The 14,438-nt window shown below is 38.3% G+C and carries 13 protein-coding genes; 7 read left to right on the top strand and 6 right to left on the bottom strand.

The window, feature by feature from the left end; all coding sequences use genetic code 11:
• Positions 1-5 precede the first annotated feature (5 nt).
• The 3 genes from ACN9MR_RS23070 (at position 6) to ACN9MR_RS23060 (ending at position 3,507) form a co-directional block, all read left to right on the top strand.
• Positions 6-1,103 (top strand): Nif3-like dinuclear metal center hexameric protein, encoded by a 1,098-nt coding sequence (locus ACN9MR_RS23070; RefSeq protein WP_426326870.1) that lies wholly within the window; start codon positions 6-8, stop codon positions 1,101-1,103.
• Positions 1,103-1,846, top strand: coding sequence for a zinc ribbon domain-containing protein (locus tag ACN9MR_RS23065; RefSeq protein WP_184466118.1), 744 nt, complete (start codon positions 1,103-1,105; stop codon positions 1,844-1,846). Before ACN9MR_RS23070 ends, ACN9MR_RS23065 begins: the two co-directional genes overlap by 1 nt.
• Before the next feature lie 173 nt (positions 1,847-2,019).
• A complete protein-coding gene (locus tag ACN9MR_RS23060; protein WP_426326869.1) occupies positions 2,020-3,507 on the top strand; it encodes a tetratricopeptide repeat protein in 1,488 nt (495 codons plus the stop codon).
• Here ACN9MR_RS23060 and ACN9MR_RS23055 read toward each other — a convergent pair.
• The 3 genes from ACN9MR_RS23055 to ACN9MR_RS23045 all read right to left on the bottom strand — a co-directional run bounded on the left by ACN9MR_RS23055 (position 3,504) and on the right by ACN9MR_RS23045 (position 7,189).
• The gene (locus ACN9MR_RS23055) at positions 3,504-4,580 is read right to left on the bottom strand and encodes a 3-oxoacyl-ACP synthase III family protein (RefSeq protein ID WP_426326868.1); all 1,077 of its coding nucleotides are present in this window, start codon (positions 4,578-4,580) and stop codon (positions 3,504-3,506) included. The genes ACN9MR_RS23060 and ACN9MR_RS23055 overlap by 4 nt on opposite strands.
• A 78-nt stretch (positions 4,581-4,658) precedes the next feature.
• A complete protein-coding gene (locus ACN9MR_RS23050) occupies positions 4,659-5,312 on the bottom strand; it encodes a response regulator (protein WP_426326867.1) in 654 nt (217 codons plus the stop codon).
• Positions 5,312-7,189 (bottom strand): sensor histidine kinase, encoded by a 1,878-nt coding sequence (locus ACN9MR_RS23045; RefSeq protein ID WP_184466111.1) that lies wholly within the window; start codon positions 7,187-7,189, stop codon positions 5,312-5,314. Before ACN9MR_RS23045 ends, ACN9MR_RS23050 begins: the two co-directional genes overlap by 1 nt.
• 146 nt (positions 7,190-7,335) lie before the next feature.
• Between ACN9MR_RS23045 and ACN9MR_RS23040 the strand changes: the two genes are divergently transcribed.
• From ACN9MR_RS23040 to ACN9MR_RS23025, 4 genes are all read left to right on the top strand, one after another.
• Positions 7,336-8,325, top strand: coding sequence for a hypothetical protein (locus ACN9MR_RS23040; protein ID WP_426326866.1), 990 nt, complete (start codon positions 7,336-7,338; stop codon positions 8,323-8,325).
• A 79-nt stretch (positions 8,326-8,404) separates the two neighbouring features.
• Positions 8,405-9,184 (top strand): trypsin-like serine peptidase, encoded by a 780-nt coding sequence (locus ACN9MR_RS23035; protein ID WP_426326865.1) that lies wholly within the window; start codon positions 8,405-8,407, stop codon positions 9,182-9,184.
• Positions 9,185-9,228: 44 nt separating this feature from the next.
• On the top strand, positions 9,229-10,155 hold the full coding sequence (locus tag ACN9MR_RS23030) for a hypothetical protein (RefSeq protein WP_426326864.1): 927 nt from the start codon (positions 9,229-9,231) through the stop codon (positions 10,153-10,155).
• Positions 10,156-10,197: 42 nt separating this feature from the next.
• Complete coding sequence (locus ACN9MR_RS23025) at positions 10,198-11,295, top strand: hypothetical protein (protein ID WP_426326863.1); 1,098 nt, start codon at positions 10,198-10,200, stop codon at positions 11,293-11,295.
• On the opposite strand, the gene ACN9MR_RS23020 is transcribed toward ACN9MR_RS23025, so the two are convergent.
• The 3 genes from ACN9MR_RS23020 to rsfS form a co-directional block, all read right to left on the bottom strand.
• Positions 11,296-11,940, bottom strand: coding sequence for a LutC/YkgG family protein (locus ACN9MR_RS23020; RefSeq protein ID WP_426326862.1), 645 nt, complete (start codon positions 11,938-11,940; stop codon positions 11,296-11,298).
• Positions 11,941-12,004: 64 nt separating this feature from the next.
• Positions 12,005-14,023: an ATP-dependent zinc metalloprotease FtsH gene (ftsH, locus tag ACN9MR_RS23015; RefSeq protein ID WP_426326861.1), complete on the bottom strand. Its 2,019-nt coding sequence runs from the start codon at positions 14,021-14,023 to the stop codon at positions 12,005-12,007.
• 27 nt (positions 14,024-14,050) lie between these two features.
• Positions 14,051-14,425 carry a ribosome silencing factor gene (rsfS, locus tag ACN9MR_RS23010; RefSeq protein ID WP_057930976.1) on the bottom strand — a complete coding sequence of 125 codons (375 nt, stop codon included), beginning with the start codon at positions 14,423-14,425 and terminating at the stop codon, positions 14,051-14,053.
• Positions 14,426-14,438: the final 13 nt, after the last annotated feature.

Raw genomic sequence — 14,438 nt, 5'->3', positions numbered from 1 at the left:
ATCAAATGAAATTAGCCGAAATAACGAACTATTTAGAAAGCATAGCGCCACTTAATTATCAGGAAGATTATGATAATTCTGGTTTAATTGTAGGTAATCCGAATATGGAAATCCATGGTGCTTTGGTGGCTTTAGATTGTATAGAAAAGATTGTAGATGAAGCAATTTCAACGGGTTGCAACCTGATTATTACCCACCACCCCATTGTTTTTAAAGGCTTAAAAAAGCTAAACGGTAAAAATTATGTAGAGCGGGTAGTGCTTAAGGCAATTAAGAATAATATTGCACTTTATGCCATTCATACGAATCTTGATAGCATTCATACTGGTGTAAATGCAAGGATTTGCGAGCGTTTGGGTTTAACAGGAACCAAAGTACTTTCGCCAAAAACGGGTTTGCTAAAAAAACTGGTTACCTATTGCCCGCAGGCACAAGCTGAGCAATTGCGGTCGGCATTGTTTTATGCCGGGGCAGGGAACATTGGCAATTACAGCGAGTGTAGTTTCAATGCCGATGGGTTCGGCACCTTTAAAGGAAATGAAGATGCTGATCCTTTTGTAGGTGAAAGAGGTGTTCGCCACCGTGAGGCCGAGGTGCGGATTGAAATGGTGTACCCAACACAAGCCGAACGCAAAATTCTGGTTGCTTTGTTCGAGAACCATCCTTACGAAGAAGTGGCCTACGATATTTACAAACTCGAAAACAAACATCAATTGGTGGGTTCGGGTATGGTAGGTTGGCTGGAATACGATATGGATGCCTATGATTTTTTACATTTAGTAAAAGATAGAATGCAGGCCAAAGTGGTTAGGCACACCGAGGTAATTGGCAAAAGGATCAAAAAAGTGGCGGTTTGTGGCGGTTCAGGAAGCTTCCTGTTGAAAGAGGCCATTGCGGCTGGAGCAGATGCTTTTATTACCGCAGATTTTAAATATCACGAGTTTTTTGATGCAGAGGAAAAATTGATCATTGCCGACATCGGACACTTTGAAACTGAACAATTTACCTCAAATTTATTGCTTGAAATTATTCAGAAAAAATTTACTAACTTTGCAATCCGTTTAACGGAGCAAAATACAAACCCCATAAATTACTTGTTTTAATGGAACAAACCGTAGAACAAAAGCTAAAGGCTTTATACGAATTACAAAATATCCACACAAAAATTGATAAGATCCGCCAGGTACGTGGTGAATTACCAATGGAAGTTGCCGATCTTGAGGATGACGTTTTAGGATTAGAAACTAGAATTGCAAAGATCAAAGGCGAACTTGATGATCTTGAGGATGCAATCGTAACCCGTAAAAATACAATTAAAGATGCGCAAGCAGCCATCAAAAGATACGATACTCAATTAAAAGAAGTTAAAAACAACCGTGAATACGATGCTTTAACGAAAGAAATTGAGATTCAAGGTTTAGATATTCAGGTTTCTGAAAAGAAAATTAAAGAACACGGTTTCGAAATCACTTCTAAAACTGAAATCTACGAAGCTGCTAAAGCGGAGTTAGATGGCAGAAAGAAAGATTTAGAAGTTAAAAAAGGCGAGCTTGATGTAATTACTGCTGAAACTGAAAAAGAGGAGCAAGATTTACAAAAGAAAGCTGATAAAGCCGAGCCTCAAATCGAAGAGCGTTTATTGGTTGCCTACAAACGTTTACGCAAAAATGCTGTGAATGGTTTAGCTGTAGTAACAATCGATCGCGATTCTTGCTCAGGTTGCTTTAACCAGATTCCACCTCAACGTCAGTTAGATATCCGCCAACGTAAAAAAATTATCGTTTGCGAGCACTGCGGCCGTATTTTGGTTGATGAAGCTTTAACCCACGAAGTAGCAGAAGCTTAATCCGCATCATAAAATTATTAGAACGTCCCGATTTAATCGGGACGTTTTTTGTTTAGACCTATTTTCTGGTGTTTACACAAAACAAGAATATGATTTTAGCGTTTAATGTAGATATTTGTTTAATGTGAACTACTGTTGCTATAGCGCAGAATCAAACTGAAATATATTCCCGAATGACTAAAATCTTCCCTGTTTTTGCGTTTTCTGCTCTTCTCCTGCTTCCGGCGTCTTTATTTGCAAATTTCGATTTTAACAACAATTGCTTAAATGCCTATAAAAGTATATTCGAACTTAAATTAGGCAATGCAAGAGCTTATATCTCTACCGAAAAAAAACAGCACCCCAATAATTCCATTATTCCACTTTTAGAAAACTATGTAGATTATTTTACAGTCCTAACATCCGAGAGCAAGGCTGATTTTGACCGCCTGAAGGGAAATAAATCTACACGGTTAGATCAAATAAGTGATGATGATAAAAATTCCCCCTATTATCTGTACGCACAGGCCGAAATAAATTTGCAATGGGCACTCATCCGTGGGCGGTTTGGAGAATATTTTAATGCTGCAATGGAAGTTAAAAAGGCCAATAGCCTTTTGCAGGAGAACAATAAGAAGTTTCCAAACTTTCACCTTAACCTTAAAGGTTTGGGTTTGATTAACGCAGTTTTGGGCAATCTTCCGGATGGAGCATTAAAAACGGCGTTGTCTACTTTTGGAATTAAAGGCAACCTCCAGAACGGATTAAATATGTTCGAAAAACTGGCCGATAATCTGCCAAAATCGTCCTACGAGCCTTTTTACGAAGAAGTGGTGTTTTATTATGCCTATGTATTAACCGATGTGGCGCATAGCCCGCAGGCCTATGCAAAAACCATAAAATATACTGAGCGGATTGCCGATACCAGTTTGTTAAAAAGTTATTTGCAGAGTTATGTATGCATTAAAAACGGCCATAGCGAAGAAGCCATCGCTATTTTGGCCAAGCGGCCTGAAGGAGGGGTTTATCAGCCTTTTCCTTATTTAGATTATCTGGAAGGTATTGCGCACCTGAATAAATTGGACCTTAATTCAGGAATCTATTTTAACCGCTTTTTGCAGGCAACCAAGGGCGTAAACTTTGTGAAGGATGCTTACCTTCATTTAGGCTGGATCTCTCTTCTGAAGGGAGATAAAGCGGCTTACACGGCATTTGCCGCCAAGGCTGTTAAAAACGGCTACACCTACATGGAAAAAGATAAACAGGCGAAGGCCGAAGCTGCTTCAGGAACGCCAACAATTGACCTGTTAAAAGCCCGGCTATTGTTTGATGGTGGTTATTTAAGCAAAGCCTTACAGCTACTTGATGACAAGAAGGTAACGGATTACACTAACGATAAAGACAAAACAGAACTGAACTACCGGTTAGGTAGAATTTATGATGATTTAGGGAAAGACGATCAAGCATTAACAGCCTATCAGGAGACAATTAATGAAGGCAAGAATCTAAAATATTATTTTGCTGCCAACGCAGCAGTGCAGATGGGTAAGGTTTACGAAAGAAGGAAAAATAACGCGAAAGCGAAAGAGGCTTTCAATACGGCGATTGCCATGAAAAATCATGAATTTGAAAGCAGTATTGAAAGCCAGGCTAAGGCCGGATTAAAGCGGTTAGCAAATTAGAAACGGTGTATAAAAGCATTAATATGCATCCCTGCTCCTACTGAAGCAAAAACAGCGACATCACCAGGTTTAACCTTATAGTCTTTAACTTCGCCTTTTAAGACCAGATCCAATAAGGTTGGCACAGTGGCTACCGAACTGTTCCCTAACCATGAAATCGTCATTGGGACTAAGTTTTCCGGGACTGTATCTTTACCATAAAGTTTAAACAAACGTTTCATGATAGCCGTATCCATTTTTCCGTTGGCCTGGTGGACGAATACAATATTTACATCTTCAACGCTTAAGCCTGCTTTATCAATGGCCTTTTTAATCACCTGAGGCACCTGAACTACCGCAAACTCGTACAGCTTACGACCATTCATTTTTAAATAAAGGTTTCCATTGGTTTCATCAGGATGGGAGCTCTTGCCCATGGTTAATAAATTGCCATGGTTTACAGCATGCGTTTCTGTTTTATGTGCTAGTATTCCTCTTTTTTCTTCTGATTCTTCTGCCTCGAAAATTACGGCACCTGCACCATCCGAAAAGATCATGCTATCGCGGTCATGTGGATCGATAATGCGGCTTAAGGTTTCTGCACCAATAACCATAACACGCTTCGCGTCTCCGCTTTTGATATAGTAATCTGCCTGTATTGCACCTTGAACCCATCCTGGGCAACCAAAAATGATATCATAGGCAACGCAATCTGGATTTTCAATGCCCAATTGTTGTTTTACCTTTGAAGCTAAAGATGGCAATATGTCAATGCGGTTGCTGCCCGAAGGGATATCACCAAAATTATGACAGAATATAATATAGTCTAGGGTTTCTTTATCAATGCCAGCATTTTCAATGGCTTTTTCTGCCGCCTTTGCGCCAATATGATTGCTTAGCTGCTCGGGGCATGCGTAACGTCTTTCTACGATCTCCGTAATCTCAGAGAATTTATCAATGATCTCTGAATTCTCTTTCTCCAATAGATTCCCATTCTCAAAAAACGTCGAATTTAAGAATTCATTACCAGAAATGATATTCTGTGGAATATAACTCCCAGTACCGGTTATTACCGTATTTATTGCTCTGCTCATAATTATAATACCGCATACTAAAACGGTATGTAGTATAAAAATATCAATTATATTCGATAAACGAAAATAAATTAAATATTAGCGGAGCTTATTTTCAAGTGCGAATTTTAATAATCCTGCTTTTCCTGTTACGTTGAGCTTCTGCGCCATATTTTTACGGTGCGTATCAACAGTGTTTAAAGCTATAAATAATTTTTGAGCAATTTGCTGTGAAGTATAGTCGTCACTGATCAATTTCAATATTTCCATTTCCCGGGCTGTTAAGTTATGGCTTTTTTGGAAATGATCACTGTCATTAAAAACAGAGGACGGTTGAACATCGGATTTTATTTTTTGGAAATATTTTTCTCCGTTCTGCAGGCCGGAGATAATTTTAAATAGTGTTTCTGCATCGGTATCCTTTTGAATAAAAGCCATTACCCCTATGCCCTCGAGTTTTGCGGCTAGGGTAGCAGTATAGTACATCGATAAGACCATTATTTTAACAGAGGGAAATAATTGCCTGATTTTTTCGGCGGCAATTTCACCGTCTAAAACCGGCATGTTCAGATCAAGAATTAAAATATCAGGTGTCTGGGTGTTCAAGAGGTGCAAAATTTCCTTCCCATTCGATGCCATACCGATTATTTTAAAATTGGGCTGTTCAGAGAGAATGGCCGATAATCCTTCGGCAAAAAGTTTATGATCATCAGCGATCATCAGGGTGGTGGGTTTCTGTTGAATCGTGTCCATTATTTTAAGGGGATATCAATTACTGTTGTTGTACCGTTTTGATTACTGTCTACCTGGATTTTACCGTTAAGATAATTTACCCTTGATAGAATATTTTGTGTACCTAAACCCTTTTTATCTATATCGGGATTAAAACCGATGCCGTTATCTTCGGCCATAATGCTAATTCTTTCATCGAAAGATAAAATCTGTATAGTTGCCTTCGATGCAAAAGAATGCCTGATGATGTTATTTACCAGTTCGTTAACAATCCGGTATATGGTAATTTCCATTCCGCTTTCAATGGGGTGTTCTACCTGAAAAACAAATTCGAATGCGATTTTACCTGAATGGTTCAGGGTTTTAAAATGCTCATTTAATGTTTCAATTAAACCCAGTTGCTCAAAGTTTTTTGGCATTAAATTATGTGATATTTCCCTTAAATCGGCGCATGCCTTTTCGATCATACTGATGGTTTGGTCGTAAAATATACGGTCGTTTTCAGTAAGCTTTAAAACTTTGTGCTGAAAAGCGGTGATGTTTAGTTTTATAATCGAAAGTGTGCCGCCGAGGTCATCATGAAGATCGCGGGCCAAACGTGTCCGTTCATCTTCCTGTGCATTAAAAATGCCATCGGCGAGGTCTACCTGGTGTTTACTTTTTTCTTCCAACAGGATTTCTTTTTCTTTTTTTAGAAAATTATAGCGCTGTGTTAATGCAAATGAAAGGAAAATGATTTCGGCTGTTAAACCTACTACTAAACCATTTGGCTTTAATAAATTAAAATTGGTAAGCCCTAATGTGTTAAAAACATAGTTAAAAACCCCAAATAACAACATCACGGTCGCAATAAAATAATACCACCCCAACTTGTAGCCTGCTCTGATTCTTTCCACTACACAGATAATTATAATGATTACCGTAAGGAGTGCAAGAAAATTGTTGATGTAAAAAACCGTTTTTTCTAAGAGGATAAACGATTTGAAAAGCATAAACACCGGAATGATGGACATGGCCCAGCAGAATCTTTTATAATAGTTGGTAAAGCGATATAATCGACTGTTGGTGCTGTTTTGGTTAACAAACAGCTGCATTACCTGAATTAACAGTCCACAGCTCAGTGATGCCATAATCAACCGCATGTAATCCTGAAGACCAGGTAAATTTGGGTAGAACCATTGAAAGGCCAACCCCTCTTCTTCCAGGATAAAAATTAGGGTGCAAAAAATGTAAATCGCGTAATATAGGTGGATGTTATCCCTAACCGAGGCAAACAGCAATAGGTTAAAAATCACTGCGAAAACAAAAATGCCTGTGTAAAATCCAAATAGGGTATGCTGCGGAATTTCCGCCTGAATAATATCAACATCCCGTCCGATAGATATTGGCATGTACATGTTCTGTCCGCGTTTGTCTGCCCACAAATAAAAAGTGGCCTTTTCATGAGGCAAAAGAACCATTGGGTAGATAAAGCTTCTATTGCGATAAGGGCGTTGTTTAAAAGGGAAATGATCGCCTGTTAAGCCTAAGGGGTAAATCTTTCCTTGCTGATCTACTTTAAACAGCTGGAGCTGGTTAATGCTTGAGCTCTGCTCCTTAAACATGAGGTGCACAGATTGATTTAGGGTATTTTCGATATCAAAAGCAACCCAGTAATAAGATTGGGTGTAACCTTTACTAAAAACTTTTCCTGGTATTAGTGGGGTAAGTTTACGAGCCTGCTTATATTTTATGATGGAATCGATATTCAGGTTTAAATTTTTGTCTTCATAGAAATATCCATGCTTGCTGATGTTAAATTTTTTGGCGGTATCGATCAAAATTGGATTACCCTGTTGAGCAAAGCACACCCGCAGTGGATTTATAAAAAATAAGAATAACAAGAAAACTTTATTCATTGATGAGAGAATTAGCAGTAATGTTTAAGGTAACGCCTAATATTTCATAAATATAGTATATAAACCATGTACTAAATATACCGAGTAAAGGGTATATAAACCGGTTGGTTGATCGGGTATTTTTACAATGAATTAAACAAAATAAAATGAAAAGTTTCTTGACCACCGTTTTACTGCTGTTTATGGTACAGGCGGCCAATGCCCAATCGCATGTTTCGAAGAGCGAATATGCACGTTATAACTGCAGATTTGCTCCTAAGGGCTGGAATAACTCGGAGGGAAAACTGATGTGCCCTGCTTGTGACAAAGAAAATGAAGACGCCCGCAAAAAGAAGATCGCAGATGATAAGGCAGCCTATGAAGCAGGTAAGATCAGAAATGCAAAACTTAAGGCTGAAAACGAAGCAAACTTTAAAAAGAAGCTGGCCGAAACGGCAGAGAAGAGTAAAGTAACTGAAGTGCATGTTACCATGGGCAAAATGCCTGTAACCGACAGTAAAAAACCAGAGCAGCCGGTAAAGAAAGGCCCGGTTAAACTAGCTAAAGATATAGAACTCTATGCCGGTTGGGGAATGGGAATGTTTACCCACAACAGCCGGACAAATTTCTTTTTAAACGAGAATAAAGATACGGTGTTAAAGAGTAACGACTATTTAGAAACCTATGCTGTGTGGCGCGAAAACAAGAATAATTTTCCAAAAAACATTGGTATAGTGCTTTTAAAGGAGACCAATAAAATATCAAACGGAAGAGAGCAGAATGTTGCCGATATAGTAGACCTTAAAGGCAAAAGGTATTTCAACGATAACACCATTAGTACCATTTTCCACCTGGCTGATGATTATTTTGTGATTTGCAAAAGCCCAACCCTTCCTGAATGGCGCTCTTATGGAAATAATTATACTGGTTACGAAAACGTTGAAATTTACAATCTCAAAACCAAGAAAAGTATAAAATTGGATAAAGATGCCGGCCGGTTTGTAAGTATATCCATTTATGTTGGCGGGCGTAAAATGGGCGATCCAGGTCTCGAACCTTTCCTCTCCCGTGTATACATCAATTATGATGAAGATGTGTATTGTCTTAATGCCAATAGAGAAATGGTAGTTAAAAAAATACTAAAAGCGGATCGGTAGTTGAGGGTAGGCGAAAAATGCCATCCATAAGCCTTTCGCCTGCATTTAAGATAAACATACGAAAATTAGATAACTACAGATGAGACTTAAAATTATTTTATTACTAATTTCTATCGTGTCAATTACCAATGTAAGGGCACAAAATTGTAAGCCAGATTCTTCTAAAAGAGAACGCATTACAACAGCTAATATTCCAAACGATTACTCGTGTTATATGGAAATGACCAGGGGCTGGCATAAATATTATGGTTCTGGTGCTTTAATCCATCCGAGGGTAATTATTACGGCAGGGCATAACCTGGCTTACTTCCCCTTTGTAAAGCGATTGCCATTCGTTCTTTTTAGAGGCACAAGAAAAGTTGACTTGTACTTCGGATCGATAGATAATAAAACCTATAAAGCCAAAAGATCTTTAAAATTAAAGAGTGGAGAAAACAAATTCTTCAAATCTGCATATTGGATAAATTCTAAAATTAACCGCGACTTTTCAATAATAATTTTACCCGATTCTTCTCTTTTTAAAGAGGTGGGCGGTTATTACAAATTTATGCCTCTTAAGCCGGAAGAGTTGCAAGGTGCTGATTTGCACCTCACGGGTTCGCCAGGAGATAAAGACTTATTTGAAATGTGGACGCAGGATACAAAGAACTTTTCGATTATTGATGCTTCCTTAAGGTACGATCTGTTCACGATAGTTAGAAATAGTGGCTCGCCAGTGTGGGTTAAAAAAGATGATACAGTAAGGTTAGCTGGTGTGCATTCAAGAGGTTTTATCAATTGTAACGGAGCGGTTCTAATTAACGACGAAACCTATAATCAAGTTGTTGAATGGTGCAAGAAATCGGGAATAGCGCTTTAAACCATAAAAAATCAAACTGTTTTATTACATCTAAACACGCAATCATGAAAAACCTCTTGAGTTTATTATTCTTCCTGTTTATTGTTGGCCAATCTTTAGGCCAAACCACAACGAAAGGTACCGATATTATCGGGCAGTCATTTGTAACCAAAACCAGTATTTCTGTAAAAGTTTACAATCCTTTGAGCAAAGAAATAGATGAAAATTTTTCTTTTTTGCTCAACGATGGAACTAAATTTTATGTATACGAAATTGTCGATAACGGGTATATTGTTTCTGTTTGGAATTATAAATTGACTGCAGAAAAAGATAGTTTTTACAAAATGTTACCTGCTTTGAAAGAGAGAAATTCAGATAATTTGCCAATTAGCAGGAAAAAGACGGGTACTAAATCTTATTATAATATATTCAAGGCAGAAGTTGGAATTAAAACTGCTGATTCAGCTAAATCGTCGCCCTTAAATAAATACAATAATTTGGCATACGTAGATTCATGGGGAAACGATATGCAGTTTTTTATTCCGCTCAAAGACTTTAATGATAAGTGCGAATCCATTTATCCACACAAGAGAGGGTTTACATGGGGTTTTTTAACACTGCCCGTTAAGGCCAGATTTGGAAATTCTAAAGCGCCATTTACATTTGAAGAGAAAATAAATTTTGGGATATCAGCAGGGATTAAATGGCAGCATGTTAATACTGTCTATTCTGCTAGTAATTTATTAGGCGGGGTATCTGTAGGTGGTGTTAAAATAGATAAAGACAATTCTGCTTCAGCAATTTCATTGTCTGCTGGATATATGTACCAATATGATAAGTTTCAGATTGGTATATTTACTGGTCTCGACTTTATAGACAAGTCGGGTACTGTAAACTGGGGCTATCAGGGCAAGCCTTGGGTAGGATTTGCTATAGGTGTGAGTTTATTTGGCGAAAGCAAAACATCAGCGTCAGGAGATCAAACTCAGTAAGGTAATATACATATAACTATATTTTCAATTATAACGGCTCTTATGAAAAAACATTTTCTGATATTATTTTTAATGTTCTTTACCGTTTACGGTTCTTTAGCACAAGAAACTGAAAGGTCATTGCACCGTGCCGGAATTGTTGTAGACCAGGATTATTTTCTAAAATTTGTAAAACCATCTTACGCTACAGATAGAAATTATACCATGGGCGCGGGGTTGATATATCAGGATAAAAAACTAGGTAGAACATGGGTTTTCACTCCACATAGATTTTTGGCAAAAACTATTTTTGGTATTAATTTAACCGATTCGAGTATTAACGATGCAACAATAATGCTTGCTAATACAACATTTACTCCCGAATATTTAGGCAATTTGCACGATCCCGTTAGTGAATTTAAACGGAGAAACGATAGGCCATTTTCAAATCTAAATTTTATCGGCAGCAGCCTTGGGTTTTTAGATAACTCGGGCAATGAACTGTTAACAATAGGGATTAATATAGGTGCAATAGGTTTAAATGTTTCTAAAGCAGTACAAACAACCATTCATCGCGATCATTGGTTTGGTAATACCGCTGATATCCCGTATGGGTGGGAAGGCCAGATATCAAAAGGAGGAGAGCCAACTCTTTTGCTTACGGGAAAAAAGGATTGGTTACTTATTGGTAAGAGCGGAGGAAACGATGTGGGCTTTTTTCAATTGAGTACCAATGCCGAGGTGCGTTTAGGTTATTATATAAGTACAGGCTTAGGTTTTAATGCAAGATTGGGTTTACTCGATAAGAAGAACTGGGCTATGAATACTTTGCCAATGGCAAATGCAACAAAAAAATTCACTCGGCTGAATAAGAATTTGGGTGAGGTGTATCTCATGGCGGGTGTAAAAGGTAATGGATGGCTTTACAATGCCCTGTTGATGGGGCAGTTTAGAGACAGTCCTTATGCTTTAAGCTTTAAACAATTAAACAAAGCTACCTTGGATTGGAATTTAGGTTTTGGCACAAAAATACCTACTTGTGGGAAACACGCAATAAGGCTATCGGCTATGGCCGTTGGACGATCGCCGGAGTTTAATACCGTAAGCGAATTTAACCGGTGGCACTCATGGGTAAGCCTTCAGGCGTATTACGAGTGGTAGTTAACTAAAATCATCAATCAGAAACACAAAAAGCTCTTTAGGCCCGTGCGCGCCTAAAACCAATGTTTTTTCGATATCGGCAGTTCTGCTTGGGCCCGTAATGTTGCTGATCATTGATGGGATTTGATTACCATACTTGTTCTTCAATAACAGAAATGCATCTTTAAGATCTAAAACCAACTGACTGGTTCTGGCGATCACAATGTGGTGATGCGGAAAGATGCTGAGCCTTCTTCCTGCGGCACCCTGGTTCGTTACCATTACACTTCCGTTACGGGCAATTAGGGCCTCGCAAAGGGTAATCCCTACCTCGGCCTGTTCAAAATCTTTATCGGTCTGGTAAAAAGGGAATTCGTATTTGCTTAAAAACTGCTGAAGTTCTGGTTCCCAGCAATATATTTTCCGCCATTTAAACTTATCAGCCAGTTGCAGCATGTTTTCAAAAAAATCGATTCCATCCTCGCAGAAGATAAAATTACCGGATATAGCCGTTAGCTGTTTGGCAAATAATACCTCTAGCTCATCTGTATTTTTTTTATACAATTGACTCTCTTCTAAATTAGGATAAGGGTTTTCGCGCTTCTCTAATAGTGCTTTCCTTATCTTTTTTAGTATTTGTTCTTTCGCTGTCGTATTATCCTTCATTATAAAAAAAAGCTACCCTAATAATTAAACTAGGGTAGCAAATGTAATAATAGAAATTATTTATTTATGCTTCTACCGGAGTAATATGTCCGGGAGTTCCGCTTTCTCCTTGGTTTTCGAATAATCGCTTGCCAAAAATCACTTCTAAGTCGTCTTTAAATAAAACTTCTTTTTCGATCAGGATATCGGCCAATTGGATCAATTTATCTTTATTTTCTTCTAATAAACTAATTGCCCTTTGGTATTGGCCTTCAATTAATGCTGAAATTTCTTTGTCGATAGTTAAAGCAGTATCCTCTGAATATGGTTTAGAGAAATTATACTCGTTCTGACCAGATGAATCGTAATAAGTAATATTTCCTAATTTATCGTTCAAGCCATAAATGGTAACCATTGCCCTGGCTTGTTTATTTACTTTTTCTAAATCGCTAAGTGCACCGGTAGAAATCGTATCGAACATCACTTTTTCTGCTGCCCTACCACCCATCGTTGCACACATTTCATCAAGCATTTGGTGAGGGCGAACAATTAAGCGTTCTTCTGGTAAATACCAGGCTGCACCTAAGCTCTGTCCGCGTGGCACAATCGTAACTTTAACTAAAGGCGCAGCATGTTCCAACAACCAGCTTACTGTGGCATGACCGGCCTCGTGAATCGCAATAGCGCGTTTTTCACTTGGGGTGATGATTTTGTTTTTCTTTTCTAAACCACCTACAATTCTATCCACAGCATCTAAGAAATCTTGCTTATCAACTGCCGATTTATTTTTACGGGCTGCAATTAATGCCGCTTCGTTACAAACATTTGCAATATCTGCTCCTGAGAATCCTGGCGTTTGTTTTGCCAAAAATTCGGTATCAAGCTCTTCTGATTTTTTAAGCGGAGTAATGTGAACTTCGAAAATTTGTTTACGCTCGATAACATCCGGTAAATCAACATAAATCTGTCTGTCGAACCTGCCTGCTCTTAATAAAGCCTTATCTAAAACATCTGCACGGTTAGTAGCGGCTAAGATAATAACATGTGTATTGGTACCAAAACCATCCATTTCAACCAAAAGTTGGTTTAGGGTGTTTTCTCTTTCGTCATTTCCGCCCATTACACCGTTTTTACCACGGGCACGGCCAATGGCATCAATCTCATCGATAAAGATGATACATGGCGATTTGTCTTTTGCTTGTTTAAATAAGTCACGTACACGTGATGCTCCTACCCCAACAAACATCTCCACAAAATCAGATCCTGACAGGGAGAAGAAAGGAACCTGAGCCTCGCCTGCAACAGCTTTGGCCAATAAGGTTTTACCGGTACCTGGCGAACCTACAAGTAAAGCACCTTTAGGGATTTTTCCACCTAAATCGGTATATTTTTTAGGATTTTTTAGGAAATCTACAATTTCCATTACCTCTGTTTTTGCTTCTTCTAAACCTGCAACATCGTTGAAAGTGATGTTTACCTGGCTTTCTTTATCAAATAATGTTGCTTTTGATTTTCCGATACTGAAGATCTGACCGCCACCGCCGGCACCACCGCCCATTCTGCGCATCATAAAGATCCAGAAACCGATTAAAAGCAATACAGGTAAAATGATACTTAAGAACCAGCTTGCTAATGGATTGCTGCGACTGGTTTTTTCTGCCAATACCCTTGGTTGGTTAGCAGGAAGGTCTTTTTGCGAATCGGCAAGTTGTTTATCAAGGCCATCCATTGTGCCGGCATTGAAATATACAACAGGGCTAGCATTGTTATTATTTACAGTAAACGTGCTATTGCTTTTATATGCATCATATACTGGTTTTTTTAAGCTATCCTTTTTGATATAAACCTCTACACGGACCAAATCGTCGGATTTATAGGCAACAACTTTTTGTACGTCACCTTTAAGTAACATCTGTTGTTCAAACTTTTGATAGGTAACCTCTTTACCGCCATCGGTAGTAAATAAAAACTGTGCTGCTATAATCGCAATGATAATGGCTGCATAAACCCAGAAAATATTAAATTTTGATCCTTTTTGTGGTTTTTTAGGGATATTTGGAATCCTTTTTCCTTGTTTTTCGTTGGTATTTTGATTGTCGTTCATTTGTCTTTGTCAAAATGGTTCTATAGGTTATGCGCTTTGATAATTTGTGCTTTCTGCATCCCCCCAAAGTTCTTCTATGCCATAAAAGTGGCGCTTTTCGGTTTTAAAAATGTGCACAACCACATCGAAATAATCAAGAATAATCCAATCTGCTGATTCGAAACCTTCCTTGTGTCTTGGATCGGCTTGAGTGGCCTTATATATTTCTTTTTCGACACTATCGGCAATGGCTTTTACCTGAGTACCGGAGTTGGCGCTCGCAATAATAAAGTAATCAGCCACTGAGGTATGAATATTTCTAAGATCTAACCGCACTATATCTTCTCCTTTTTTTTCCTGTATGCCGTGAACGGCTAACTCAGAAAGGTATGTAGAAAGGGCTACTATTTTCTTTTTTACCATTAAAATGCTTTAA

It is taken from the genome of Pedobacter sp. R-06 (assembly GCF_049913135.1).
Lineage (GTDB): Bacteria > Bacteroidota > Bacteroidia > Sphingobacteriales > Sphingobacteriaceae > Pedobacter.
The sequence above is the reverse complement of the archived record's forward strand: the minus strand, read 5'-3'. Positions and strand labels throughout refer to the sequence as shown.

What these genes read in the sequence shown, in the direction of transcription:
- ACN9MR_RS23070 (WP_426326870.1), top strand. Translation starts at nt 6, where the DNA reads ATGAAATTAGCCGAAATAACGAACTATTTAGAAAGCATAGCGCCACTT.
- ACN9MR_RS23065 (WP_184466118.1), top strand. Translation starts at nt 1,103, where the DNA reads ATGGAACAAACCGTAGAACAAAAGCTAAAGGCTTTATACGAATTACAA.
- ACN9MR_RS23060 (WP_426326869.1), top strand. Translation starts at nt 2,020, where the DNA reads ATGACTAAAATCTTCCCTGTTTTTGCGTTTTCTGCTCTTCTCCTGCTT.
- ACN9MR_RS23055 (WP_426326868.1), bottom strand. Translation starts at nt 4,580, where the DNA reads ATGAGCAGAGCAATAAATACGGTAATAACCGGTACTGGGAGTTATATT.
- ACN9MR_RS23050 (WP_426326867.1), bottom strand. Translation starts at nt 5,312, where the DNA reads ATGGACACGATTCAACAGAAACCCACCACCCTGATGATCGCTGATGAT.
- ACN9MR_RS23045 (WP_184466111.1), bottom strand. Translation starts at nt 7,189, where the DNA reads ATGAATAAAGTTTTCTTGTTATTCTTATTTTTTATAAATCCACTGCGG.
- ACN9MR_RS23040 (WP_426326866.1), top strand. Translation starts at nt 7,336, where the DNA reads ATGAAAAGTTTCTTGACCACCGTTTTACTGCTGTTTATGGTACAGGCG.
- ACN9MR_RS23035 (WP_426326865.1), top strand. Translation starts at nt 8,405, where the DNA reads ATGAGACTTAAAATTATTTTATTACTAATTTCTATCGTGTCAATTACC.
- ACN9MR_RS23030 (WP_426326864.1), top strand. Translation starts at nt 9,229, where the DNA reads ATGAAAAACCTCTTGAGTTTATTATTCTTCCTGTTTATTGTTGGCCAA.
- ACN9MR_RS23025 (WP_426326863.1), top strand. Translation starts at nt 10,198, where the DNA reads ATGAAAAAACATTTTCTGATATTATTTTTAATGTTCTTTACCGTTTAC.
- ACN9MR_RS23020 (WP_426326862.1), bottom strand. Translation starts at nt 11,940, where the DNA reads ATGAAGGATAATACGACAGCGAAAGAACAAATACTAAAAAAGATAAGG.
- ftsH (WP_426326861.1), bottom strand. Translation starts at nt 14,023, where the DNA reads ATGAACGACAATCAAAATACCAACGAAAAACAAGGAAAAAGGATTCCA.
- rsfS (WP_057930976.1), bottom strand. Translation starts at nt 14,425, where the DNA reads ATGGTAAAAAAGAAAATAGTAGCCCTTTCTACATACCTTTCTGAGTTA.